The sequence below is a fragment of the Spirillospora sp. NPDC052242 genome (assembly GCF_040679555.1).
Taxonomy (GTDB): domain Bacteria; phylum Actinomycetota; class Actinomycetes; order Streptosporangiales; family Streptosporangiaceae; genus Spirillospora.
In genome coordinates this window covers 106,404-130,170 of the sequence record NZ_JBFAUZ010000025.1, presented here as the reverse complement: position 1 = coordinate 130,170, position 23,767 = coordinate 106,404, and the positions used below count along the sequence as shown (strand labels likewise).

Sequence of the window (23,767 nt, the reverse complement as noted above, 5' to 3'; positions counted from 1 at the left end):
CCGATGGTACTGCATGGGAGACTGTGTGGGAGAGTAGGACGCCGCCGGACCTTTTTTGCAGGGAGGCCCCGCCGATTTTCGGCGGGGCCTTTCTCGTTTGTGGGGGCGGGGTTCGCTCCTGCAACGGTGACGCAACGTCGGCTGCGGGAGAATTATGGTGTTCCGTGAAAGCGGAATACGGCCGTGCCGGTGTGCCCACACTTTTCCGCGCCGGCGCGGCCTCTGATTGCAATTGGATGCTTTGATGCCATGCTCCCGAGTGAAACGGGAGCTCCTGGCTCCGGTGGGGCTCGTTTCGCTTGTCGGCAGGCGGCAATAAGGGTTTTCTGTGATGTGGAAGCGGTCCTCTCTCGGTGTTGCGGGCAATGGATTCTGCCAGGGGTGATCTCCTAGGCTGCCGGTGTGACTGAGGAGATTCAGGAGCACGAGGCGGCGGGAACCGGGCCGGGTGGGATCGACACCACGGTGGCGACGCCGGCGCGGATCTACGACTACTTCCTCGGCGGCAAGGACAACTACGCCGTCGACCGGCAGGCCGCCGAAGAGATCATGAAGGCGGTGCCGGAGGCGCCGGTGGCGGCCCGCGCGAACCGGGCGTTCCTGCGGCGCGCCGTCCGGTTCATGGCCGAGGCGGGTGTCCGCCAGTTCCTCGATGTGGGGGCCGGGTTGCCGACGCAGGGCAACGTGCACGAGGTGGCGCAGGAGATTCGCCCCGAGTCGCGGATCGTCTACGTCGACAACGATCCGGTGGTGCTCGTGCACGGGCGGGCTCTGCTCGAGGCGAACTCGGACGTCGCCGTCGTGCGGGGAGACCTGCGGCGCCCCGAGGAGATCCTCGCCGATCCGCGGCTGAACGAGTTGATCGACCTGGACGAGCCGGTCGGGGTGCTGCTCGTCGCGATCCTGCATTTCATCGGGGACGAGGAGAATCCGTTCGACCTCGTGGCGAGGCTCATGGAACCGCTGCCGCCGGGGAGCCACCTGGCGATCTCCCACGGGTACGAGGGAGGGATGGCGGACGGGACGTCCGAGCACGCGCAGGGCGTGTACCGGCGTTCGACCTCCGCGATCCATTCGCGGGACCCGCGGACGGTGGAGCGGTTCTTCGGCGGCACCGACATCGTCGAGCCGGGCGTCGTGTGGGTGCCCGAGTGGAGGACGGAGGAGGCCCCGGTGAAGCCGGAGCGGACGCACTTCCTGGGCGCGGTGGGCCGGAAGCGCTGACGGCTCAGCGGCGGACGACCGTGGTCGGCAGCGTCCGGAAACCACGGACGTACGGGGAGGGGATGCGCGCGGCGGCGTCCTCGTCGACGTCGTAACCGGTGATGCGCGCGGTGAGCTCCTCGAGAGCGACCCTCGCCTCGAGGCGGGCGAGGTGCGCGCCGATGCAGTGGTGCCTGCCCGAGCCGAAGCTGATCTTCGTTCGGGTGTCGCGGTCGAGGTCGAACCGGTCGGGGTCGGCGAAGGCGCGGGGATCGCGGTTGGCGGCGCCGATCAGCAGCAGCAGCCGGGACCCGGCGGGCATGGCGGTCCCGTGCAGCTCGACGTCCTCGACGACCGTGCGGGCGTCGCCCTGGGACGCCGGTTCGAAACGGAGGGTCTCCTCGATCCAGTCGCCGACGCGGCCGAACGCGTCCGCGGGGCGGTCGAGATGGGCGCGGGCGCAGTACCAGGCGTTGGAGATGAGGTTCGTGGTCGTCTCGTTGCCCGCGGCGACCAGGATGAACAGGACGCCGAGGATCTCGGCGTCGGTGAGCCGGTCGTCGCCGTCGGCGGCGTCGACCAGGGCGGACGCCAGGTCGTCGCGGCGGTCGCGGCGCCGCTCGGCGACGAGGTCCCGGAAGTAGCCGCCCAGCGCGAAGATCGCGTCGAGGCCGGCGGGGCTGAGGTCCCGGACGCCGTCCTCGTGCTGGACGATCTGGTCGGCGAGGTGCCGCAGCCGGGCGCGGTCGGCGGCGGGCACTCCGGCGAGTTCGGAGATGACGTCCATCGGCAGGAGGGCCGCGTAGTCGGCCACCAGGTCGAACGAGGCGTGCTGCAGGGCCCGGTCGAGGTGCCCGCGGGCGATCTCCCGGATGCGGGGCTCCAGCTCGGCGACGCGGCGCGGCGTGAACGCCCTCGCCAAGAGGCCCCGCATGCGCGTGTGGTCCGGCGGGTCCATGGCGAGGAAGGACGCGTGCCGGTGCGCGTCCGGCCCCCACACGGACGGCTCCAGCAGGATCCCGTTGGCGTTGGAGAACCGTTCATGGTTTCGGAAGGCCGCGACGACGTCGGCGTGCCGGGACAGCGCCCAGAAGTCCTCCTCGTCGTTGCGGAAGACGGGCGCCTCCTCGCGCAGCCGCGCGTACACGGGGTACGGGTCGTGCCGTGTCCCGTGGTCGTACAGGCTGAACCGGACGCCCATTCGCCGCCTCCGCGGATCCGCCGTCATCGCCGCACCGAGCATCGCCCGCGGCGCCCGGCGCCCGCCACCCCGCGCGGCCGGGTGGCCTGTACCGGACGTCACCGGACGGCGAGGGCCCCGTCGCGAACGAGACGCGGGCGCGTTCGTCCGGTCGTAGGCTGCAGTGGTGACTGAGAAGCTGTGGGAGATCGAGCCGTCGGGGCCGCTGCGCGGCGATGTGACGGTACGGGGTGCGAAGAACGCCGTCAGCAAGCACATGGTGGCGGCGATGCTGGGCGACGGGCCGAGCACGATCGGCAACGCGCCGGACGTCGGCGAGGTCGGGATCACGGCCGGGATGCTGGAGCACGTCGGGATGGCGGTGGAGCGGTCCGGTGACGAGGTGACCGTCGTGCCGGGTGCCGTGTCCGACCCGAGCGTCGGCAAGGCGTTCACGGGGTTGAACCGCATTCCGATCCTGATGCTGGGACCGCTGCTGCATCAGGCGGGCGAGGCGTTCGTCCCGCTGGTCGGCGGCGACCCGATCGGGCGGCGTCCCGTCGACTTCCACGTGGAGGCCCTGCGCGCGTTCGGTGCGGAGGTGACGCACGCGGCGGACGGGATCCACGCGCGGGCGTCGCGGCTCGTCGGGACGCGGGTGGACCTGCCGTACCCGAGCGTCGGCGCGACCGAGACGGTGCTGCTGGCGGCGGTGCGGGCCGAGGGCAAGACGGTGATCCGCAACGCGGCGACGGAGCCGGAGATCATCGAGCTGGCGCTGTTCCTGCAGCGGATGGGCGCGCGGATCTCGTTCGCGCCCGACCGCCGGATCGTGGTGGAGGGCGTCGACCGGCTGGGCGGCGCGCAGACCCGGCTGGGCGGGGACCGCATCGAGGCGTTCTCCTACCTGGTGGCGGGGCTCGTCACCCGGGGCGAGGTGCGGGTGCACGGGTGCCCGCAGGACCGGCTCGTCACCGCGATCACCACGCTGACCCGGATGGGCGCGAAGTTCGACATCACCGACGAGTGGATCATGGCGTCGGCGCCGGACGGGCTGCGCCCGGCGGCGGTGCAGACGGACACCCATCCGGGGTTCGCCACCGACTGGCAGACGCCGCTGATGGTGCTGTTCACGCAGGCCGACGGCATGTCGGTGCTGCACGAGACCGTGTACGAGAACCGGCTCGCGTACGTCCCGGCGCTGCAGAGCATGGGGGCGGAGATCGAGGTGTACGACACCTGCCTGGGCGGTCCGGCGTGCCGGTACCACGACACGGCGGCGCTGCACTCGGCGGTCGTGCGGGGCGTGACGAAGCTGCGCGGCGGGGACGTGACGATGCCCGACATCCGGGCCGGGTTCTCGGCGGTGCTGGCGGCGGCGGTGGCGGAGGGGCCCTCGACGCTGCGGGGCGTGCACCACATCGAGCGGGGCTACCACCGGCCGGTCGAGCAGTTCCGCGACCTGGGCCTCGCGCTGCGGTCCGTGGCGGTCTGACGCTAGCGGCGGACGGACGTGCCCGCGCTGGCGGACGGGTCCGTGCGCGGCCACGTGTACGTGACGGAGCCGCCGACGGGGAGGCCGTGCCAGAGCCGCGCGGCCTCGTCGAGGCGGTCGAGGATCCGGTCGACGGCGGCGGTGCGCTCGGGCGGGATCGGGACGCGTTCCGCCCAGGCGGGCGTCTCGGCCCCGGCGCGCCGCCACCAGGCGAGCGCGCACAGCCCGGCGAGCTCCTCGGACACGGCCATGTCGCCGGTGTCGGCCCGCCCGAGGGACGCCTCGCGCTTCTTCAGCCTGCGCTGCGCCCGGGCCCGCGCCCGCCGGTCGCCGGGCACCTCGGCGGTCTCGGCGAAGCCTCCGCCGCCCGCGGCCGCGCGCCCGAAGACGCCGCGCGCCAGGCCCAGTTCGGCCTCGGCGAGGTAGTGGACGAGGTCGTGCGGAATGTGGTCGTCGTATCCGGGGGCCGGGTCCATGCGCCGGGGCGGCCGCCCGGGCACGGCGACGATCGTCGCGTAGCGGCGGTGGCCCGTCCGCTCGAAGGTGACGTCCATGCGGTCAGGCTAGGCGGCGGCCGGTCGGGGCGGCATCCGGTTTTCCGGCGGACGACGGCGGACGTGCGGCGCATGCGCGCCCGGGTGAGTACCCGGCTCGCGACCAGGGGCGCGGACCACCCTGGAGACACCGACGCGGGAGCCACCGGACGCGCTGTTCGTCGCCGCCCGGCAGACCAGCGCGGCCGTGTGCCGCGGCCGGTGATCGACCGGTCGCCCGCCGAGCCGATCCTTACCCGGTGATGACCGGAACGTACAAGACCGCGCGGCGCGCGGCGGCGAGGCTGGTGCCATGGACATCGACATCGACATCGACGGCATCGACATCGGCCGGGCGGCCGACTTCATGGCCATGCACGCCCGGCCGCTGGACCGGCGCCGCTTCGAGTTGCTGACCGGCGACGGCGACCGGGAGGCGCTGCTGGCGGCGCTCAACGCGTACCGGAACCCCGACGGCGGCTACGGGTGGGGCCTGGAGCCCGACCTGCGGTCCCGGACGAGCCAGCCCGGGCCCGCCCTGCACGCCTTCGAGGTGTTCGAGGAACTGGCGCCCGAGACCGCGCCGGAGGCGGTCGCGCTGTGCGACTGGCTGGAGTCGGTGACGCTGCCGGACGGCGGCCTGCCGTTCGCGCTGCCCGTGCCCGATCCGGCGGGCTGCGCGCCGTTCTGGGCGTCCGCCGACCCGGACGTCCCGTCGCTGCAGATCACCGCGATCGTGGCGGCGACGGCGCGGCGCGTCGCCGCGCACGACCCGGCGGTCGCGGCGCACCCGTGGCTGGACCGTGCCACCCGCTTCTGCCGGGACGCCGCCCGCGCGGCCGCCGAACCGCACGCGCTGGAGCTGGCGTTCGCGCTGGCGCTGGCCGACGCCGCCGGAGACGCGGAGCTGATCGAGATCCTCGGGAGGCACGTCCCGTCGTCCGGCATGGTCCACGTGGAGGGCGGGCTGGAGGACGAGATGATGCGGCCGCTCGACTTCGCGCCGTCCCCGGACCGTCCCGTCCGCGCCCTGTTCGCCCCGGAGATCATCGACGCGGAGCTGCGCAGGCTCGCCGAGGGACAGCAGGACGACGGCGGCTGGCGGGTGGACTTCGCGAGCTACTCGCCGGCCGCCGAGCTGGAGTGGCGCGGCTACACGACCGTCAGGGCCGTCTCGATCCTGCTCCGCAACGCCCGATCCGCCGCCGGATAGGGGCCGCGGCCGCGTGAGGGCCGGGCGATCCGGGGAAGGGTCCGTGGGATGAGGTCTCCGCCGTCGAGCGAGAGGAGACGCGATGCCGCCCATCGGACCGCCGACCGGAACCGTGATCGTCGTGGGGGCGGGGCCGACCGGGCTCCTGCTGGCGGGGGATCTGGCCGCAGCCGGGATCGGCTGCACCGTGCTGGAACGGCGCCGGGAGGAGGTGAACGACCTCACCCGCGCGTTCGCGGTGCACGCGCGCACCCTGGAGCTGCTGGACATGCGCGGCGTCGCCGCCGAGCTGGCCGCGACCGGACGGCACGTGCGGGAGCTGGTGCTCCCGGGCGGCGCGCGGCTCGACCTCGGGCGGCTGCCCGGCCGGTTCCCGTACGTGCTGGTCACGCCGCAGTACGAGACCGAGCGGGTGCTGCGGGAGCGGGCGCTGGCCGCCGGCGCGGAGATCGTCCACGGCGCCGAGGTGACCGGCCTGCGCCAGGACGAGACGGGCGTGGACGTCCGCGTCCGACGGGCGGACGGGGACGGGGACGGCGCCGGGGCCGTGGAGACGCGCCGCGCGGCGTACGTCGTCGGGGCCGACGGGGTCGGCAGCACGGTGCGGGAGGCGCTCGGGCTGCCGTTCCCGGGCCGGTCCGCGGTGCGGTCGGTGATGCTCGCCGACGTCCGGCTCGACGACCCGCCGCGCGACGTGCTGACCGTCGGCGGGACGGGCGACGCGTTCGCGTTCCTGGCGCCGTTCGGCGACGGCTGGTACCGGGTGATCGGCTGGAACCGGGCGCATCAGGCCGCCGACGCCGAGCCGGTCGACTTCGACGAGCTGCGGGACGTGACGCGCCGCGCCCTCGGCACCGACCACGGCATGCGGGACCCGCGGTGGACGTCCCGGTTCCACAGCGACGAGCGGCAGGTGCCGCGGTACCGGGTGGGGCGGGTGTTCCTCGCGGGCGACGCCGCGCACGTCCACTCGCCGGCGGGCGGGCAGGGCATGAACACCGGGCTGCAGGACGCGGCGAACCTGTCCTGGCGGCTCGCCGCGGACCTGCGCGGCTGGGCGCCGCCGCGGCTGCTGGACGGCTACCACGACGAGCGGCACCCGGTGGGGCGGCGGGTCCTGGCGGGCAGCGGCGGGCTGCTGCGCGCGGCCCTCGCCGAGAAGCGGTGGCAGCGGCGGCTGCGGAACGCCGGGCTGCGGGCCGCGACGGCGACCCGGCCCGTCGCGCGGCGGGCCGCGGGGGCGGTGTCGGGCATCGGCATCGCCTACCCCGCGCCGCGCGGCGCGCACCGGCTGACCGGGCGCCGCGCCCCGGACGTCCGGCTGTCCGGCGGCCGGCGGCTGCACGACCTGCTCGGCGACGGGCGGTTCGTCCTGGTGGCGGCGGTGAACGACCCGGCGGTCGGCTACCTGTCGCGGCGCTGGGCCGGGCGGGTGCGGCACACGGTCGCGGGCGGGCCGACCCGCAGCACCGTGCTGGTCCGCCCGGACGGGTACATCGCGTGGGCGTCCGACGAGTCGGCGCCGGACCGGCGGGCGGACGCGATCCGCGCCGCGCTCGCGCACTGGTGCGGGCGTCCCGCCGAGCACGCCGCCGAGCGGGTCGCGGCGGCCGAGGAGAGGGGGAGCTGAGCATGCCGGACGGGGTGGCGCGCAAGCTGATCGCCGCGCACCTGGTGAGCGGGGAGACGACGCCGGGCGCCGAGATCGGGATGCGGGTCGACCAGACCCTCACCCAGGACGCGACCGGCACGATGGTGATGCTCGAACTGGAGGCGCTCGACCTGGACCGGGTCCGGACGGACGTGTCGGTGCAGTACGTCGACCACAACCTGCTGCAGGCCGACGAGCGGAACATGGCCGACCACCTGTTCCTGCGGTCGGCGTGCCGGCGCTTCGGCCTCTGGTACTCGGGGGCGGGCAACGGCGTGTCGCATCCGACGCACATGCAGCGGTTCGGGGTGCCGGGCGCGACGCTGGCGGGTTCGGACTCGCACACCTGCGCCGCCGGGTCGCTCGGGATGCTCGCGGTCGGCACCGGCGGGCTGGAGACGGCGATGGCGATGGCGGGGGAGCCGCTGCACGTCACGATGCCGGACATCTGGGGCGTCCGGCTGACCGGGGAGCTCCCGCCGTGGGTGAGCGCGAAGGACGTGATCCTGGAGATGCTGCGGCGGCACGGCGTGCGCGGCGGCGTCGGCCGGATCATCGAGTACCACGGGCCGGGCCTGGCGTCCCTGACCGCGATGGACCGGCACGTCATCGCGAACATGGGCGCCGAGCTGGGCGCGACGACGACGGTGTTCCCGGCGGACGGACGGGTGCGGGAGTTCCTGCGGGCGCAGGGCCGCGAGGGCGACTTCACCGAGATCGTCGCCGATCCGGGCGCCGCGTACGACGTCACGGACGAGATCGACCTGGCGTCGCTGGAGCCGCTGATCGCGCGGCCGGGGTCGCCGGGCGACGTGGTGCCGGTGCGGGAGGTCGCGGGGGAGGACGTGCACCAGGTCGTCGTCGGCTCGTCGGCGAACCCGGGCCTGCGGGACTTCGCGGCCGTCGCGGCGATCGTCCGGGGCCGGCGGGCGCACCCGGGCGTGTCGCTCGACGTGAACCCGACGTCCCGGCAGATCCTGCTCGACCTCACCCGGACGGGCGCCGTCGCCGACCTGCTGCGGGCGGGCGCGCGGATCCACCAGGCGGGGTGCCTCGGCTGCATCGGCATGGGGCAGGCGCCCGCGATCGGCCGCAACAGCCTGCGGACGTTCCCGCGGAACTTCCCCGGCCGGTCCGGGACCGAGGACGACCGGGTGTGGCTGTGCTCGCCCGAGACGGCCGCGGCCGCCGCGCTCACCGGGCGGATCACCGATCCCCGCGACCTGCCGATGGACCCGCCGCAGGTGCGGCTCCCGGATGCCGCCGCGTCCGTCCGGGACGAGTTCGAGGCGCCGCTGCCGCCCGAGCGGGCCCGCGCCGTCGCCCTCGACAAGGCGCCCAGCATCGGGGCGCTGCCCGACCTCGACCCGCTCCCGGACGACCTGGAGGTCCCCGTCGTGATCACCGTCGGGGACGACGTGTCGACCGACGAGATCCTGCAGGCGGGCGCGCGGGCCCTGCCGTTCCGCAGCGACATCGCGCGGCTCGCCGACTTCGCGTTCGTCCGGATCGACGAGGGCTACCCGGACCGGGCGCGGCGGGCCGGGGCGCACGCCGTCGTCGCGGGCCGCAACTACGGGCAGGGGTCGTCCCGCGAGCACGCGGCCGTCGCGCCGCGCCACCTCGGGCTGCGGCTGGTGCTGGCCTGCGGGTACGCGCGGATCCACTGGCAGAACCTGGTCAACTTCGGGATCCTGCCGCTGGAGTTCGCCGACGAGGCCGACCGCGAGCGGATCGGGCAGGGCGACGTCCTGCGGATCGCGGGCGTTCGGGAGGCGCTGCGCCGGGGCGGGGACGTCGAGGTCCGCAACCTCACGCGGGGCGGGACGTACAGGGCGCGGCACCGGCTGTCGGCCCGGCAGCTCGAGCTGGTCGCGGCCGGGGGACAGATCCCGCTGCTGCGCGAGCGCGCCCGCTGACCCGGACGCCGGACCGGCGGGCGCGCGTGCGGCGGTCCCCGGCCCGCGGCGCGGGTCCGGGGGCCGCCCGGGGTCAGTAGCGGCGTTCCTCCCGCCCGTAGCCGAGTTCCTCGGCGACGTCCGCCAGGTTCTCGTACTCCCGGTCGGGCAGCGTCTCCAGCGCGCCGACGGCGTCCTCGCCGCCGCCCGCGTCGGACACGTGCGCGACCAGGTCGTTCGGCCGCGCCGGGTAGCGGACGCCGCTGAGCAGCCGCGCCAGCGCGCTGCGGTCCTCGACGTCGGACGCGCTCATCCCGGGCGGGGACCCCTCGCGGGCGTCGCCGCCCCGCTCGGCCGGCTCCCAGGTGTCCTGGTCGGAGGTCGGCTCGGTCTCCTTGAACTCCTCCGCGTGCGTGGAATGGCCGCCGCGCACCATGCCTTGGGTCTCCCGGCCGATCTCGTCGTCGAGCCTCGCGCCGTGCTTGTCGCTCTTGTCGGGCATGTTGACGGCCCTCTCTTTCGTCCTCCCTGCGCGCTTACCGATCACATCGTTCCCGGGCGGACGTGCCCAAACATGCGGCTACCGGCCCTTTCGCGATCATAGGATGCGAGGGCGGTCGCGACCGCAGGATCACGGGAGGTTTCAGGATGGCCGGACACATGACGCCGGAGGAGTTCCGCCGGTACGGCAGGCAGGTGGTCGACTGGATCGCCGACTACCAGGAGCGGATCGAGTCCTACCCGGTGCTGTCGCGGGCGCTGCCCGGCGAGGTCCTGGCGGGCCTGCCCGAGCACCCGCCGGAGGAGGGCGAAAGCTTCGACGCCGTCCTCGCCGACCTCGACCGCGTCGTGATGCCCGGGATCACCCACTGGCAGCACCCGAACTTTTACGCCTACTTCCCGGCCAACGCCAGCGGTCCCGCGATGCTCGGCGAGCTGCTGTCGGCCGGCCTCGGCGTCCAGGGCATGCTGTGGGCGACGAGCCCCGCCTGCACCGAGCTCGAGACCCGCGTCCTGGACTGGCTCGCCGAGCTGCTCGACCTGCCCGCCCGGTTCCGCTCGGACGGCCCCGGCGGCGGCGTCATCCAGGACTCGGCGTCCGGCGCCGCCCTCGTCGCGATCCTCGCCGCGATGCACCGCGCCGACGGCGGGGCGTCCGGCCGCGACGGGGTCTCCGGCCGCCGCACCGTCTACGTCAGCTCGCAGACGCACTCGTCCCTGGAGAAGGCCGCCCGGATGGCGGGGATCGGCGCGGCGAACGTCCGCGTCGTCGACGTCGACCCCGGCACCCTCGCCATGGAGCCCGCGCACCTGGACGCGCTGCTCGCCGAGGACGTCGCGGCCGGGGCCCTCCCCGTGCTGGTCTGCGCCACCGTCGGGTCGACCTCCACCACGGCGGTCGACCCGGTGCGCGCGATCGGCGAGGTGTGCCGCCGGCACGGCGTCTGGCTGCACGTCGACGCCGCGTACGCGGGCGTCGCGGCGGTCTGCCCCGAGTTCCGGTGGATCAACGACGGGCTCGCCGAGTACGCCGACTCCTACTCCACCAACCCGCACAAGTGGCTGCTCACCAACTTCGACTGCAACACCATGTGGATCGCCGACCGCGAACCCCTCCTCGGCGCCCTGTCGATCCTCCCCGAGTATCTGCGGAACCGGGCCAGCGCGTCCGGTGACGTCGTCGACTACCGGGACTGGCAGGTGCCGCTCGGCCGCCGGTTCCGCGCCCTCAAGCTGTGGTCGGTGATCCGCTGGTACGGCGCGGAGGGGCTGCGCGAGCACGTCCGCACCGGGGTGCGGCTGGCGCAGGACCTCGCCGCCGCGATCGCCGACGACCCCGCGTTCGAGCTGCTGGAGCCGCACCCGTTCGGGCTGGTCTGCTTCCGGCCGCGCTGGGACGGCCTCGCCGACGACGCCGCGGACGCCGAGACGATGGCGCTGATGGAGCGGCTGAACGCGTCCGGCGACCTGTACCTGACGCACACCAAGGTCGGCGGGCGGGTGCTGCTGCGCATGGCGATCGGCGCGCCCGCCACCACCGAGGCGCACGTCCGCGCGGCCTGGAAGCGCATCCGAGAGGAGGCCGCCATCGGCTGACCGGCGGGCCTGGGGGCGGTGCGGGCCGGGGCGTCAGGAGCGGCGCATCAGCCGCATGATCCGCCGCACCAGCGACGTCGTCCCGGGCTCGTCCGAGCCCGCGGCGGCCTCCTCCGGGGACGGCTGTGCCTCGGCCTCCGGACGTCCCGCGAAGTCCCCCGCCAGCGTGTAGTTCACCGGCAGCGACCGCAGGCCCCGGATGAGCGGGGACGAGCGCCACGGGAGCTGGTCGGGCGGCAGCGCCAGGTCCAGCGACGCGAACCGGTGGAAGACCCGCTCCACGGCGATCATCGTGATCGTGGTGGCCAGGTCGCGGCCGAGGCAGGCGTGCGGGCCCGCGCTCCAGGCCAGGTGCGCGCGGGAGCTGTACACCGAGTCCTGGGAGCCGCCGCCGGTGAACGCGGGGTCCAGATGCGCGGCGGCGGGGGACACCATGACCGGGTCCCCGGCCGCGATCCGGAACCGGCCGAGCCGCACGTCCGACCGGGGCCACCGGAACGCCAGGTTCGCCATGGGCGGGTGCGCGATGGACGCCCGGTTGATCGCCTCCTTGATCATCCCGGCCGAGAGGCTGTCGCGGGCGCCGGTCTCCCCGATGAGCACCTCCGTGATGGTGTTGCAGATCAGGTTCGCGGTGATGTCGCCCGACAGCCCGGTGAGCATCGCCATCTCCCGGGTGAGCTCCTCGGCCGTCAGGTCCGGCGCGGCGGCGAGCATGTAGGACGGCAGGTCCTCGCGGGGCTCGCGCACCCGCGCCTCGCACACCGCGGCGACCCGCGCCATCAGCCGGTCGGACGCCTCCTGCGCGTCCGGGCCCGCGTCGAGCACCCGCCACAGGTCCATGATCATCTCGTCGGCGCCGGAGTCGGTGGGGAAGCCGATCAGCCGGCCGGTGACCATCAGCGGCAGCGGGCGGGCGTACTGCGCGGACAGGTCGGCCCAGCCCGACCGGCCGCCGCTCTCCGCGAGGACGGTGATCAGCTCGTCGGCGTAGGCGTGCACGGCCCGCTCCAGCTCCCGGGCCTGGGACTGCCCGCGCTCCTGGAACGGCCGCAGTCCCTCGCTCCACGCGCTGCGCAGCCGGGTCGACTCGGCGCCGTCGCGGAAGCCGGAGCTGTCGGACTCCACCACCGGCAGCATCGGCCAGTCCGCGGGCACCAGCCCCTCCCGGTACGCGCGCCAGGAGTCGACCCGCCGGCTCCACACGCCGCGCGCGTCCCGCAGGACGTCCAGTACCTGCGAGTAGCCGATGACGAGCCACACGGGCACGCCCAGCACGTTCACCGGCGCGACCGGCCCGTACTCGGCGCGCAGCCGCTCGTAGAACGCGGCGGGCCGCGACTCGTAGTCGCGGTTCAGCAGCGGCACCTGCGCCAGTGCCTCCAGGGGCGGATGCGGCCCGGACGGCTCCGCGGACGGGACGTCGGCGTGCGGGGACTGTGCTCGGGGGGTCTGCGGCTCCACGACGCATCACCCTAAGAGAGATCACGGGGATTGGGGAGCTTGTGGCGAAATCTCCGCCGAAGTTCGTTCGTACGCGCGCGCCCCGGATCGGCGACTTATTTCTCGTAGAGCTTCTGCTCGTACCGTTCCGGGATGTAGTGGCGCTCCAGCTCCTCCAGCGACTCCTCGGTGTACTGGACGTCCTTGACGATCCGGGCGTGCGACGGCAGCGCCTCCGGCTCCCAGGTGTCGGGGCGCCACAGCTTCGACCGCATCAGCGCCTTCGCGCAGTGGAAGAAGATCTGGTCGATCTCCACGAGGAGCGCGAGGGCCGGGCGATGGCCCCGCACGAGCATGTCGTCGAAGAACGGCGCGTCCCGCAGCAGCCGCGCCCGGCCGTTGATCCGCAGGGTCTCGCCCCGGCCCGGCACCAGGTAGATCAGGCCGACGTGCGGGTTCTCCAGGACGTTGCGGAACCCGTCGGCGCGCCGGTTGCCGGGACGGTCCGGGATCGCGATCGTGGTGTCGTCCAGCACGCGGGTGAACCCGGGCGGGTCGCCCTTCGGGGAGACGTCGCAGTTCCCGGCCGCGTCGCTGGTGGAGATCAGGCAGAACGGCGACCGGGCGAGCCATTCGCGGTCCCAGGCGTGCAGGGTGACGCGCTCCTTGTCGATCGCCCGGCGCATGGGGGCGCCCAGCATCTCGCGCAGTTCCTCCTCGGAACCGACCTCGACGTACCCGGACGCGCCGGCCTCCTGCGGCTTACGGGTGCGCGGGGGCGTGCCGGTGGTATCGGGGGTGAGCGTCATCGCCGCTGCTCCTTCGGCGCCGGGACTCGGGAGATCAGCGTAACCGCCGCCGCCGGCGGGCCGCCGGGTCGCCCCCGCGGGGCCCGGCGGCCCGCCCGTTCACCGCCCGAACCCGTCGTCGTCCCCGTCCGGGCGGGGGATCGCGGCGAGCGCGGCCGATGTCCATCGCCCGTACGGACCGGGCGCGCTGCCGGAACTCATCGCCGCCGCGACGGTGAATTCCCGGACCCCGCGCGGTCGGAACGGTCAGAGGAACGGTGCTACGGCGGGAGGCACGGGTGGACACGACGGTGCTCCTGGAGGAGGCGATCGCGTACGCGCTGGACGCGGTCGGGCCCGTGACCGCCGCGGCGCTGGACCGCCCGACGCCGTGCGCCGGGTGGGACCTGGACACGCTGCTGCGGCATGCCGCCGACTCGCTGGACGCGCTGGCCGAGGCCGCCGCGACCGGCGCCGTGCGGCTGTTCCCCGAGACGGGCCCGGACGGCGGCGCGCCCCCGCCGGACGATCCCGTCGGGGCGTTCCGGGACGGCGCCGTCCGGCTCGCGGCCGTCTGGGCGGACGCGGGCCGCGCGGGCCGCACGGTCACGATCGGCGGGTGCCCGCTGCGCGCCGGCGTCGTCGCGGGAACGGGCGCCATCGAGATCGCGGTGCACGGCTGGGACGCGGCCTGGGCCGCCGGACGTCCCCGCCCGATCCCGCCGGGTCTCGCGGCGCGCCTGCTGCACCTGGCGTCCGGGCTGGTCACCGCCGACACCCGGGCCGGGCTGTTCGCGCCGCCGCTGCCGGTGCCGCCGGGCGCCGGGCCGCACGAGCGGCTGCTGGCGCACCTCGGCCGGGACCCGGCCCGCCCGCCGCGCGCGGCGTAGCGGCCGCGCCGGGTCAGCCGCGGGCGGCGTAGCGGCGGACGCCGCCCTCCTCGTGGACGTCCAGGACGCCCTGGTCGACGAGGACGTCCAGGTGCGCGTCGATCTCCAGGACGGCGAGCATCCGGCTGAAGGCGTCCAGGTCGCCCAGGGCCTTGCGGCGGCGCGTCCACGGAATGGCGCTCGCCACCTCGAACGCCGTCCCGTGCCCGGCGCGGACCTGCGCGGCCGCCGCGTCGAGCCGCTGCGCGTGGTGCTCCAGCAGTTCGTCGATGCGGGTGTGGGTGCTGGGCGTCACCGCGCCGTGCGCGGGCAGCAGCACCGTGTCGGGCATGTCGCGGACGACCCGCAGCGACTCGAGGTAGCTGCGCAGCGGCTTGGGCTCCGGCTCGCCCTCCAGCCCGATCGACGGGGAGATGTGCGGCAGGATGTGGTCGCCGGCGAACAGCAGCCCGGCGGCGGCGTCGCGCAGCACGATGTGGCCGCGGGTGTGGCCGGGCGTGGCGAACACGTCGAGGCCGCGGCCGGTCAGCCCGATCCGCTCCCCGTCGTCCAGCCAGGAGTCCGGCACGACGGACGGGAAGTCCGGGTCGTGCGGGGGCCGCTCCTGCCCGGCGATCTCGTCGGCGAGGGCGTCCGCGCCGCAGCGGCGCAGCAGCCCGACCTGGCGGAAGTGCGGGCCGCCGTCCCGGCCGAACGCCTCGATGGACGGGCGTTCGCCGCGGCCGATCCGCACCCGCGTCCCGAACTCCTTGCGGAGCACGAGCGCCTGCGAGTAGTGGTCCCAGTGGGCGTGCGTGACGAGGAACTGCGCCACGTCGTCCAGCCCGTGACCGAGGGTGCGCAGCGCGTCCTTCAGCCGCGCCGTCGTGTCGGGGAGCGCGAAGCCGGAGTCGACGACGACGAGGCCGTCCGGGTCCTCGATGACGTAGACGTTCACGGAGTGCAGCGACGGGATGGGAAGGGCGAGCGGGATCCGGTGCACTCCGGGCGCCACCGGATGGACGCCCGGTTCGGTCCAGTCCGTCGGCTGCTCCACTACCGATGCCGTCACCGCGCGCCCCCTGCTTCTCGAATCTCGTTCGGGGGCACGCTACTTCATCCCGAATATCCGATTCCCAGCGGGGTTGACGATTCAACGTCCGTTCACCGTCCGTGCGCGTCCCGCTCGGCGTCCGCCGCCTTCCGCCGCGCGCGGCGGGCCGCCTCGTCCGCGCGGTCCCGGGCCTGCCCGGCGCGCTCGGCCTTCCGGACGGCCGCGTCCCGCGCGGCCACGGCCCGGTCCAGCTCGTGCCGCAGCCGTCCGGCCTCGGCGGACGCGCGGTCGGCCGCGTCCCGCGCGGAGGCCGCCTCCGCCTCCCGCTCGGCCAGCGCGCGCTCGGCCTCGGCGGCGCGCTCGCGCAGCGCCTCCGCCCGCCGCGCCCGCGCCGATCCGTCCCGTTTCGCCGCCCGCTCGGGCGGACGGTCCGGCTCCGCCCGGCGGCGCGGCTTCTCGCCCTTCCCGGCCGCCTCGCCCTTCTCGCCCTTCTCGCCCTTCTCGCCCTTCTCGTCCTTCTGCTTCTTCTCCTTCTTCGGCCGGGTGCGCGGCTCCCCGGTTCCGGGTGCCACGGGGAAGCCCGCGGGGACGAAACCGGTGTGGCTGCGCGGACGGGCGAGCGTCCCCGCGCGGACCTCGGCGGCGACCTCGGCGTCCACCGTCGCCGCCTGCAGGGTGTCCTCGACCTCCCGCAGCGCCTGGTCGCGCAGCGGATGCCCGGCCCCCGCCGCCAGCGACTCCGCCTCCCGGAGCAGCCCGTCGATCGACCGGGCCCGGCGGCCTTCGAGCTCGCCGAGCCCGCCGCCGCCCGCGCCCCACGCCGCGCGCAGCTCGTCCCCGACGTCCAGCAGGCGCCCGAGGTCGCCGGACGCCGACCGGGCCAGCAGGTTGACGGCCCACGCGCTCACGGTGGGACGCCGCAGGCCGCCGATCCTCCGGGCGAGCGCCGCGTCCCCCGCCTCCTTCGCCTCCCGGACGAGCCGCGTCCGCGTCGCCACGAACTCGCCGGGCTCGACCCCGTACAGCTCCCGGGCCGCGTTCGAGAAGTCCACGCCCGGTTCCTACCCCCGGATCCCTAACGTGTGTCGAGGAAGCGGTCCAGGACGCGGGTGCCGAACGCGAGGCCGTCCAGCGGGACGCGCTCGTCCACGCCGTGGAACATGCCGAGGTAGTCGAGGTCCGGGCCGAGGCGCAGGGGCGCGAAGCCGTAGCCGGTGATGCCGATGCGGTGGAACGCCTTGGCGTCCGTGCCGCCCGCCATCACGTAGGGGACCGGACGGGCCCCGGGGTCCTCGGCGCGCAGCGCCCCGGCCAGCGCGGCGAACGTCGGGCCCGCCGGGTCCGCGGCCGGGGCCTCCTCGAAGTTGACGAACTCGCGGGTCACCCGCGGGCCCAGCAGCCGGTCGATCGTGGCGAGGAACTCGTCCCCGGTGCCCGGCAGGTAGCGGCCGTCCACGTGCGCGGTCGCCGTGCCGGGCACCACGTTGACCTTGTAGCCGGCGTCGAGGCGGGTCGGGTTCGCCGAGTTGCGGATGGTCCCGGCGAACAGCCGCCCGACGTCGCCGAGGCGCGCGGCCTCCGCGTCGAGCCGGTCGTGGTCGATCGTCGTGCCGAGCGCGTCCGCGAGGCCGTCCAGCAGCGCCCGCACGCCCGGGGTGAGGCGGACCGGCCAGGGGTGCGCGGCGATCCGGGACACCGCGTGCGCGATCTCGGCGACCGCGTTGCCGGGCGCGGGCTTGGAGCCGTGCCCGGCCGTCCCGCGCGCGGTGAGCCGCATCCAGGCCGTGCCGCGCTCGCCTGTCGCGATCGGGTACACGCGGGCGCCGCCCGCCTCGACGCTGAACCCGCCGGACTCGCTGATCGCCTCCGTGCAGCCGGTGAAGAACTCGCGGTGCTCCCGGGCCACGAACCGGGAGCCGTACTCGCCGGTGCACTCCTCGTCGGCCAGGAACGCCAGGACGAGATCGCCGCGGGTGCGGCGCCCCTCCCGGAGCCGGTGCGCGACGACCGCGAGCGTCATCGCCAGGGTGCCCTTCATGTCGACGGCGCCGCGCCCCCACACGCACCCGTCGCGGACCTCGCCGGCGAACGGCGGGACCGTCCACTCGGCGGCGTCGGCGGGGACGACGTCCAGGTGCCCGTGGATCAGGAACGGCGGGGCGGACGGGTCGGTGCCGGGGATGCGGGCGAGGACGCTCGCGCGGCCGGGCGCCGACTCGACGACCACGGGGTCGGCGCCCGCGGCGTCCAGCAGCCCGGCGACGTGCTCGGCGGCGGGCCGCTCGGGACGGGCGTCGCCCTCGCCCCGGTTCGTCGTGTCGATGCGGAGCAGGTCGGCGCAGATCCGCGCGGCCGCGTCGCCCGCGTCGTCCCCCGTCACACCGCCACCTCATTCCGTAACAAACCTTTATTTTCTTCTCCCGCTGACCTGTGTCAACGGCCGGCCCGAACGTCTCGATCCGGTTTCGACTCCGTGAGCACCGTAGGCACACCGTTACCCAGGGTGGACTCTGCGAGCAATCTGCGAGTGCGGTGCGACGCCGCGACGGCGCGGGGCGAGGAGGGACATGATCGGCCAGAGGGGTGTGAACGGACGGGCGGGCGCGGGGCTCGCCGCGGTACTGCTGGCGGCCTCGCTGGGCCTGGCGGCCTGCGGCGGCGCGGAGGCGTCGGGCGACGGCGCGTTCGTCGTCGGCCATTCGGAGCCGGACCATTTGGTACCGGCGAACACGACCAGCAGCTACTCCTTCGACGTGCTGAGCGAGCTGTTCGACAACCTGATGACGCTGACCCCGGACGGCAAGCCGGTGCCGCTCGCCGCCGAGTCGGTCGAGTCGGAGGACCAGCGGACCTGGACGATCAAGGTGCGCTCCGGGCTCACGTTCCACAACGGCGAGCCGGTCACCGCGAAGAGCTTCGCCGACGCCTGGAACAACGGTGCGTACGGGCCGAACGCGTACGGCGCGAACAGCTACTTCTCCTACATCGAGGGCTACGACGAGCTGAACCCCGAGGACGAGAAGGAGACGCCGAAGGCGAAGACGCTGTCCGGCCTGGAGGTCGTGGACGAGACCACGCTCGAGGTGACGCTGAACGAGCCCTTCCGCCAGTTCCCGCATCTGCTGACCTACCCGGCGTACGCGCCGATGCCCGCGGCGGGGCTGGCCGACCTGAAGGCGTTCGAGGAGCACCCGATCGGCAACGGCCCGTACATGATGAAAGGGAACTGGGAGCGCAACCGGCAGATCGCGCTCGTGCCGTTCCCCGACTACGCCGGGCCGCGCAAGCCGAAGAACAAGGGCGTGACCTGGAAGAGCTACTCCAGCGCCGACACCGCTTACACCGACCTGAGGGCCGGGGCGATCGACATCCTGCAGACGATTCCGGCGGCGAAGGTGCCGGAGGCGAAGCGGGTGCTGGGCGACCGGTTCCTGCCGCGCGAGATGGGCACGATCGACTACCTCGGCTTCCCGCTGTTCGACGACCGGTTCGCCGACCCGAAGCTGCGGCAGGCGTTCTCGATGGTCATCGACCGCGAGGGGATCAACAAGGCCGTTTACAACGGAGAGTACACGCCTGCCGACTCGCTGCTTCCGCCGATCATCCCCGGCTACCGCAAGGGCGCGTGCGGCGAGCTGTGCACTTACGACCCGGCCAAGGCGAAGAAGCTGTTCGACGAGGCGGGCGGGTTCACCGGAACGCTCGAACTGTACTTCTCGAACGCGCAGCCCACCTACGAGCAGTGGATGCGGATCGTCGCCAATTCCATTCGCGACAATCTCGGCATTCAGGACATCCAGTTCCGGGAAGTGCCCGCATCCGAGTACTTCTCCCTGCTGAACGCGCGCGAGGAGAAGGGCCCCTACCGGCAGAACTGGGAGGCCGACTACCCCGACCCGCAGAACTACCTCGAGAACATGTGGGGCTCGGCGGGCAACAAGATGGGCTGGAAGAACGAGGAGTTCGACGAGCTGATCACGAAGGGCAACCGCGCCGCCGACGAGCAGGAGGCCCTGCGCCACTACCACGCCGCCGAGGAGATCGCGATCCGCGAGATGCCGATGATCCCGCTGTGGACCTGGACGGGCCAGGGCGGCCGTTCCGAGCGCGTCGGGAACGTCACCGTCACCGCCTACTCCACCGGCCTGCTCGCCGACCAGGTGACGGTCGAGTAAACGGATGTGGCGGTACACGCTCCGGCGGATCCTGCAGGCCGTCCCGGTCTTCTTCGGCACGACGCTGCTCATCTACGCGATGGTGTTCGCGCTGCCCGGCGACCCGATCCAGGCCCTCGCGGGCGACAAGCCCGTCCCCGACAACGTCCTGCACACCCTGCGCGAGCGCTACAACCTCAACGACCCGCTGCTCGTCCAGTACGGCAAGTACATGTGGGGGCTCCTGCAGGGAGACCTCGGCGAGAACTACACCGGGCAGAGCGTGTCGGAGATGCTCGCCGGGCGCTGGCCGGTGACCGCGCGGCTCGCCGTCACCGCGTGGATCTTCGAGCTGATCCTCGGGATCGCGCTGGGCGTGTGGGCGGGACTGCGCCGCGGCCGCCTCGCCGACACGCTCGTCCTCGGCGGGACGACGCTGGTCATCGCCGTCCCGGTGTTCGTGCTCGGCTACACCGCGCAGATCGTGTTCGGGCTGCACTGGCAAATCTTCCCGACGGCCGGGATCGACGAGGGCTGGCCGGTGAGCTACCTGCTGCCCGGCATCATCCTCGGCTCGTTCGGCCTGTCGTACGTCGCGCGGCTGACCCGGACGAGCCTCGCCGAGAACCTGCGCGCCGACTACGTCCGGACGGCGAGCGCCAAGGGGCTCACGCGGGCGCGGGTGATCGGCCGGCACACGCTGCGCAACTCGCTGATCCCCGTGGTGACCTACCTCGGCGTCGACTTCGGGGCGCTGATGGGCGGCGCGATCGTCACCGAGGGGATCTTCAACCTGCCCGGCATCGGCCAGCAGGTGTTCCAGTCGATCCAGCTCAAGGAGGGACCGGTGGTGGTCGGCGCCGTCACCGTCCTGGTGCTGATCTTCCTGCTGGTCAACCTGCTCGTGGACCTGCTCTACGGGCTGCTCGACCCGCGGATCCGGTACGAGTGAGCGCGCGAGAGGAGGGGCCGTGACGACCGGCGAACGGGACGTCGGCGCGAAGCGGGCCGGCGCGAAGCAGGCCGGCACGAAGCAGGCCGGTGCGAAGGCGGTCGGCGCGAAGCAGGTCGGCGCGACGGGGACCGCGGCGGCCGTCACCGCCGAGGCGGGCGGCGGCCCGCCGGGCGGCGACGCCGGCCGGGCCTCGCTGTGGGACGACGCGTGGCGGGACCTGCGGCGCCGCTGGGTGTTCTGGGGTTCGGCGGCGATCCTCGCCGTCGTCGCGGTGATGGCCGCGTTCCCGGGGCTGCTCACCGAGCACGAGGCGAACCGGGGCTGCGACCCGAACGCCGCCCGGCTCGGCCCGTCCGCGGAGCACTGGTTCGGCACCGACGGCGCGGGCTGCGACTACTTCGCGCACGTCGTGCACGGCGCCCGCCCGACCCTGCTGATCGGCGTCGCGGTCACGCTGTTCGCGTTCGTCATCGCGCTGGTGTTCGGGATGGCCGCCGGCTACTACGGCGGCCTGCTGGACGCCGTCATCGCCCGGATCACCGACGTGTTCTTCGGGCTGCCGTTCGTGCTCGGCGCCACCGTGATCCTGGTGGCGTTCCCCGGGCACGGCGTCGGCGCGATGACGCTCGTGCTCGTGCTGCTCGGCTGGACGACGATGATCCGCATCATGCGGGCGCAGGTCATCGCCGTCCGGGACGCCGACTACGTGCAGGCGGCGCGGCTGCTCGGCGCGTCCGACGTCCGGATCATGGCGCGGCACGTGCTGCCGAACGCGATCGCGCCCGTGATCGTCGTCGCCACCCTCAACGTCGGCAACGTGATCGCGGGGGAGGCGACGCTGGACTTCCTCGGTGTCGGCCTGCAGTACCCGGAGGTGTCGTGGGGGCTCCAGCTCAACCAGGCGCAGGACTCCTTCATCGCCCATCCGCACCTGCTGCTCTTCCCCGCCGTGTTCCTGTCGGCCACCGTGCTGGCCTTCCTGATGCTCGGCGACGCCGCGCGCGACGCCCTCGACCCGAAACTGCGGTGAGGCCATGACCGGGGAACGACCATGACCACGGACTTGATCAAGGACCCGGCCGGGGCGCCGGAGCCGGCGCCGCCGCTCCTGGAAGTCGAGGACCTGCACGTGACCTTCCGCGTCCGGGGCCGCGAGGTGCGCGCGGTCAACGGGCTGTCGTACGGGCTCGGCGAGGGGGAGACGGTCGCGATCCTCGGCGAGTCCGGGTCGGGCAAGAGCGTCGCGGCGCAGGCCGTCATGGGCATCCTGGACGGCCCGCACGCCCGCGTCGCCCGCGGCTCGGTCCGGCTGCGCGGTGAGGAGCTGATCGGGATGCCCGAGCGGCGCCGCCGCCGCTACCGGGGCGACCGCATCTCGATGATCTTCCAGGACGCGCTGACCGCGCTGAACCCGGTCTTCACCGTCGGCGACCAGATCGGCGAGATGTACCAGGTGCACCGCGGGATGCGGCGCCGGGAGGCGAGGGCCAAGGCCGTCGAGCTGATGGAGCGGGTGCGGATCCCGTCGGCCGCCGCGCGGCTCGGCGACCATCCGCACCAGTTCTCCGGCGGGATGCGCCAGCGCATCATGATCGCGATGGCGCTGGCGCTCGAACCGGACGTGCTGATCGCCGACGAGCCCACGACCGCGCTCGACGTGACCGTCCAGGCGCAGATCATGCGGCTGCTCGCCGGGCTCCGCGACGAGCTGCGCATGGGCATGGTGCTGATCACGCACGACCTCGGGGTCGTCGCGGGCGTCGCCGACCGGATCGTCGTCATGTACGCGGGGTCGGTCGCCGAGGAGGCGCCCGCCCGGGAGCTGTACGCGCGGCCCGCCCACCCCTACACGCGGGGGCTGCTGGCCTCGGTGCCCCGCCTCGACCGGCGCGGCGGGCCGCTCACCCCGATCGGGGGGGCGCCGCCGAACCCGGCCGCGCTCCCGCCGGGCTGCCCCTTCCATCCCCGCTGCCCGCGCGCCGAGGCGCGCTGCGCCGCGGACCGGCCGCCGCCGGTCACGGTCGCGCCCGGGCACACCGCCGCCTGCCACTTCGCCGAGGAGGTCCACGGTGCCGCACCTGCCGGCCGGCCCCATTGACGATCCGGTCCCCGGACGGGCCCCCGAACCGGCCCGCGAACCGGCCCGCGGCCCGGCCGCGGAGCCGATCCTGCGGGTGGAGGGCCTCGTCAAGCACTACCCGGTGACCCGCGGCGTCCTGTTCAAGCGGACGGTCGGCCGCGTCAAGGCCGTGGACGGCGTCGACCTGGAGCTGCGGCCCGGCGAGACCCTCGGCGTCGTCGGCGAGTCCGGCTGCGGGAAGTCGACCCTCGCGCGGCTGCTGCTGGCCGCCGAGCGCCCCACCGCGGGCACCGTCCGCTTCGCCGGGCGGGACGTCTTCGCGCTGTCCCGCGCGGAACTGCGGGCCCTCCGGCGCCGCATCCAGATGGTGCTCCAGGACCCCTACTCCTCCCTCAACCCGCGCATGACGGTCGGGGACATCGTCGGCGAGCCGTTCGCGATCCACGCCGACGCGGCCCCCAAAGGGGAGCGGCGCGCCCGCGTCGGCGAGCTGCTGGAGCTGGTCGGGCTCGACCCGGACCACGCCGACCGCTACCCGCACCAGTTCTCCGGCGGGCAGCGGCAGCGCGTCGGGATCGCCCGCGCCCTCGCGCTGCGCCCGGACGTCGTCGTCTGCGACGAGCCGGTGTCGGCGCTCGACGTGTCCGTGCAGGCCCAGGTGATGAACTTGCTCGCCGAGCTGCAGCGCGAGCTGGGGCTGGCGTACGTGTTCATCGCGCACGACCTCGCGGCCGTCCGGCACATCTCCGACCGCATCGCCGTGATGTACCTGGGGAAGGTCGTCGAGACGGGCGACGAGGAGCGGATCTACGAGCACGCGACGCACCCCTACACGCAGGCGCTGCTGTCCGCCGTCCCCGTGCCCGACCCCGACGCCCCCGGCTGGACGGACCGGATCGAGCTGGAGGGGGAGCCGCCGTCGCCGCTGGACCCGCCGTCCGGGTGCCGGTTCCGGACGCGCTGCCCGAAGGCGGCGGACGTCTGCGCGGAGCGGGAGCCCGCGCTGGAGCCGCGCGCCGGGTCCGCGCACCCGAGCGCGTGCCACTTCGCCGCCGAGGCGGTCTCCGGAGACGGCCCGCGCACGGACCCGCTCGCGAAGGGGCGCTGAGCCGGACGATCGCGGACGCGGCGCGTCCCCGCGTCCGTAGGGTGGG

Annotated in this window: 20 protein-coding genes; 12 read left to right on the top strand and 8 right to left on the bottom strand. The window is 74.3% G+C overall.

Annotated elements, in window-relative coordinates:
* Window positions 1-402: 402 nt before the first annotated feature.
* Entirely contained in the window at window positions 403-1,224 is an 822-nt protein-coding gene (locus AB0L25_RS21680) for an SAM-dependent methyltransferase (RefSeq protein ID WP_500174435.1), read from the top strand.
* A gap of 4 nt (window positions 1,225-1,228) precedes the next feature.
* Here the strand turns inward: AB0L25_RS21680 and AB0L25_RS21675 are convergent, their stop codons facing one another.
* Entirely contained in the window at window positions 1,229-2,404 is a 1,176-nt protein-coding gene (locus AB0L25_RS21675) for a cytochrome P450 (RefSeq protein ID WP_500174434.1), read from the bottom strand.
* Between the two features lie 166 nt (window positions 2,405-2,570).
* Between AB0L25_RS21675 and murA the strand changes: the two genes are divergently transcribed.
* Complete coding sequence (gene murA / locus AB0L25_RS21670; protein WP_500174433.1) at window positions 2,571-3,878, top strand: UDP-N-acetylglucosamine 1-carboxyvinyltransferase; 1,308 nt, start codon at window positions 2,571-2,573, stop codon at window positions 3,876-3,878.
* Between the two features lie 2 nt (window positions 3,879-3,880).
* Here the strand turns inward: murA and AB0L25_RS21665 are convergent, their stop codons facing one another.
* The gene (locus AB0L25_RS21665; protein ID WP_500174432.1) at window positions 3,881-4,432 is read right to left on the bottom strand and encodes a hypothetical protein; all 552 of its coding nucleotides are present in this window, start codon (window positions 4,430-4,432) and stop codon (window positions 3,881-3,883) included.
* A gap of 292 nt (window positions 4,433-4,724) precedes the next feature.
* Here AB0L25_RS21665 and AB0L25_RS21660 point away from each other — a divergent pair, with 292 nt between their 5' ends.
* The 3 genes from AB0L25_RS21660 (at window position 4,725) to AB0L25_RS21650 (ending at window position 9,194) form a co-directional block, all read left to right on the top strand.
* Entirely contained in the window at window positions 4,725-5,624 is a 900-nt protein-coding gene (locus tag AB0L25_RS21660; protein ID WP_500174431.1) for a hypothetical protein, read from the top strand.
* An 82-nt stretch (window positions 5,625-5,706) separates the two neighbouring features.
* Window positions 5,707-7,254, top strand: coding sequence for an FAD-dependent monooxygenase (locus AB0L25_RS21655; RefSeq protein ID WP_500174430.1), 1,548 nt, complete (start codon window positions 5,707-5,709; stop codon window positions 7,252-7,254).
* A 2-nt stretch (window positions 7,255-7,256) separates the two neighbouring features.
* On the top strand, window positions 7,257-9,194 hold the full coding sequence (locus AB0L25_RS21650; RefSeq protein WP_500174429.1) for an aconitate hydratase: 1,938 nt from the start codon (window positions 7,257-7,259) through the stop codon (window positions 9,192-9,194).
* Between the two features lie 73 nt (window positions 9,195-9,267).
* Here AB0L25_RS21650 and AB0L25_RS21645 read toward each other — a convergent pair whose 3' ends face one another.
* The gene (locus tag AB0L25_RS21645; RefSeq protein ID WP_500174428.1) at window positions 9,268-9,675 is read right to left on the bottom strand and encodes a DUF2795 domain-containing protein; all 408 of its coding nucleotides are present in this window, start codon (window positions 9,673-9,675) and stop codon (window positions 9,268-9,270) included.
* 146 nt (window positions 9,676-9,821) lie between these two features.
* On the opposite strand from AB0L25_RS21645, the gene AB0L25_RS21640 reads away from it, so the two are divergent.
* Complete coding sequence (locus tag AB0L25_RS21640; protein WP_500174427.1) at window positions 9,822-11,270, top strand: aminotransferase class I/II-fold pyridoxal phosphate-dependent enzyme; 1,449 nt, start codon at window positions 9,822-9,824, stop codon at window positions 11,268-11,270.
* Window positions 11,271-11,303: 33 nt separating this feature from the next.
* Here AB0L25_RS21640 and AB0L25_RS21635 read toward each other — a convergent pair whose 3' ends face one another.
* Together AB0L25_RS21635 and AB0L25_RS21630 are read right to left on the bottom strand one after the other, a co-directional pair.
* Window positions 11,304-12,734 carry a cytochrome P450 family protein gene (locus AB0L25_RS21635; protein WP_500174426.1) on the bottom strand — a complete coding sequence of 477 codons (1,431 nt, stop codon included), beginning with the start codon at window positions 12,732-12,734 and terminating at the stop codon, window positions 11,304-11,306.
* A 95-nt stretch (window positions 12,735-12,829) separates the two neighbouring features.
* Complete coding sequence (locus AB0L25_RS21630) at window positions 12,830-13,522, bottom strand: pyridoxamine 5'-phosphate oxidase family protein (RefSeq protein WP_500174425.1); 693 nt, start codon at window positions 13,520-13,522, stop codon at window positions 12,830-12,832.
* A 278-nt stretch (window positions 13,523-13,800) separates the two neighbouring features.
* Here AB0L25_RS21630 and AB0L25_RS21625 point away from each other — a divergent pair, with 278 nt between their 5' ends.
* Window positions 13,801-14,391 carry a TIGR03086 family metal-binding protein gene (locus AB0L25_RS21625; RefSeq protein WP_500174424.1) on the top strand — a complete coding sequence of 197 codons (591 nt, stop codon included), beginning with the start codon at window positions 13,801-13,803 and terminating at the stop codon, window positions 14,389-14,391.
* 13 nt (window positions 14,392-14,404) lie between these two features.
* Here the strand turns inward: AB0L25_RS21625 and AB0L25_RS21620 are convergent, their stop codons facing one another.
* From AB0L25_RS21620 to AB0L25_RS21610, 3 genes are all read right to left on the bottom strand, one after another.
* Window positions 14,405-15,442: an MBL fold metallo-hydrolase gene (locus AB0L25_RS21620; protein ID WP_500174423.1), complete on the bottom strand. Its 1,038-nt coding sequence runs from the start codon at window positions 15,440-15,442 to the stop codon at window positions 14,405-14,407.
* A 92-nt stretch (window positions 15,443-15,534) separates the two neighbouring features.
* The gene (locus tag AB0L25_RS21615) at window positions 15,535-16,476 is read right to left on the bottom strand and encodes a hypothetical protein (RefSeq protein WP_500174422.1); all 942 of its coding nucleotides are present in this window, start codon (window positions 16,474-16,476) and stop codon (window positions 15,535-15,537) included.
* A gap of 23 nt (window positions 16,477-16,499) precedes the next feature.
* The gene (locus AB0L25_RS21610; protein ID WP_500174421.1) at window positions 16,500-17,804 is read right to left on the bottom strand and encodes a M20/M25/M40 family metallo-hydrolase; all 1,305 of its coding nucleotides are present in this window, start codon (window positions 17,802-17,804) and stop codon (window positions 16,500-16,502) included.
* 187 nt (window positions 17,805-17,991) lie between these two features.
* Here AB0L25_RS21610 and AB0L25_RS21605 point away from each other — a divergent pair, with 187 nt between their 5' ends.
* The 5 genes from AB0L25_RS21605 to AB0L25_RS21585 are packed head-to-tail and all read left to right on the top strand — an operon-like array spanning window position 17,992 to window position 23,721.
* Window positions 17,992-19,599 carry a peptide ABC transporter substrate-binding protein gene (locus AB0L25_RS21605; protein ID WP_500174420.1) on the top strand — a complete coding sequence of 536 codons (1,608 nt, stop codon included), beginning with the start codon at window positions 17,992-17,994 and terminating at the stop codon, window positions 19,597-19,599.
* A 4-nt stretch (window positions 19,600-19,603) separates the two neighbouring features.
* Window positions 19,604-20,530 carry an ABC transporter permease gene (locus AB0L25_RS21600; protein ID WP_500174419.1) on the top strand — a complete coding sequence of 309 codons (927 nt, stop codon included), beginning with the start codon at window positions 19,604-19,606 and terminating at the stop codon, window positions 20,528-20,530.
* A 19-nt stretch (window positions 20,531-20,549) separates the two neighbouring features.
* Window positions 20,550-21,563, top strand: coding sequence for an ABC transporter permease (locus AB0L25_RS21595; RefSeq protein WP_500174418.1), 1,014 nt, complete (start codon window positions 20,550-20,552; stop codon window positions 21,561-21,563).
* A gap of 21 nt (window positions 21,564-21,584) precedes the next feature.
* The gene (locus AB0L25_RS21590) at window positions 21,585-22,631 is read left to right on the top strand and encodes an ABC transporter ATP-binding protein (protein WP_500174417.1); all 1,047 of its coding nucleotides are present in this window, start codon (window positions 21,585-21,587) and stop codon (window positions 22,629-22,631) included.
* Window positions 22,603-23,721, top strand: coding sequence for an ABC transporter ATP-binding protein (locus AB0L25_RS21585; protein ID WP_500174416.1), 1,119 nt, complete (start codon window positions 22,603-22,605; stop codon window positions 23,719-23,721). The genes AB0L25_RS21590 and AB0L25_RS21585 overlap by 29 nt, the downstream gene beginning before the upstream one ends.
* Window positions 23,722-23,767: the final 46 nt, after the last annotated feature.

What these genes read in the sequence shown, in the direction of transcription:
- AB0L25_RS21675 (WP_500174434.1), bottom strand. Translation starts at nt 2,404, where the DNA reads ATGGGCGTCCGGTTCAGCCTGTACGACCACGGGACACGGCACGACCCG.
- AB0L25_RS21665 (WP_500174432.1), bottom strand. Translation starts at nt 4,432, where the DNA reads ATGGACGTCACCTTCGAGCGGACGGGCCACCGCCGCTACGCGACGATC.
- AB0L25_RS21660 (WP_500174431.1), top strand. Translation starts at nt 4,725, where the DNA reads ATGGACATCGACATCGACATCGACGGCATCGACATCGGCCGGGCGGCC.
- AB0L25_RS21655 (WP_500174430.1), top strand. Translation starts at nt 5,707, where the DNA reads ATGCCGCCCATCGGACCGCCGACCGGAACCGTGATCGTCGTGGGGGCG.
- AB0L25_RS21650 (WP_500174429.1), top strand. Translation starts at nt 7,257, where the DNA reads ATGCCGGACGGGGTGGCGCGCAAGCTGATCGCCGCGCACCTGGTGAGC.
- AB0L25_RS21645 (WP_500174428.1), bottom strand. Translation starts at nt 9,675, where the DNA reads ATGCCCGACAAGAGCGACAAGCACGGCGCGAGGCTCGACGACGAGATC.
- AB0L25_RS21640 (WP_500174427.1), top strand. Translation starts at nt 9,822, where the DNA reads ATGGCCGGACACATGACGCCGGAGGAGTTCCGCCGGTACGGCAGGCAG.
- AB0L25_RS21630 (WP_500174425.1), bottom strand. Translation starts at nt 13,522, where the DNA reads ATGACGCTCACCCCCGATACCACCGGCACGCCCCCGCGCACCCGTAAG.
- AB0L25_RS21605 (WP_500174420.1), top strand. Translation starts at nt 17,992, where the DNA reads ATGATCGGCCAGAGGGGTGTGAACGGACGGGCGGGCGCGGGGCTCGCC.
- AB0L25_RS21600 (WP_500174419.1), top strand. Translation starts at nt 19,604, where the DNA reads ATGTGGCGGTACACGCTCCGGCGGATCCTGCAGGCCGTCCCGGTCTTC.
- AB0L25_RS21590 (WP_500174417.1), top strand. Translation starts at nt 21,585, where the DNA reads ATGACCACGGACTTGATCAAGGACCCGGCCGGGGCGCCGGAGCCGGCG.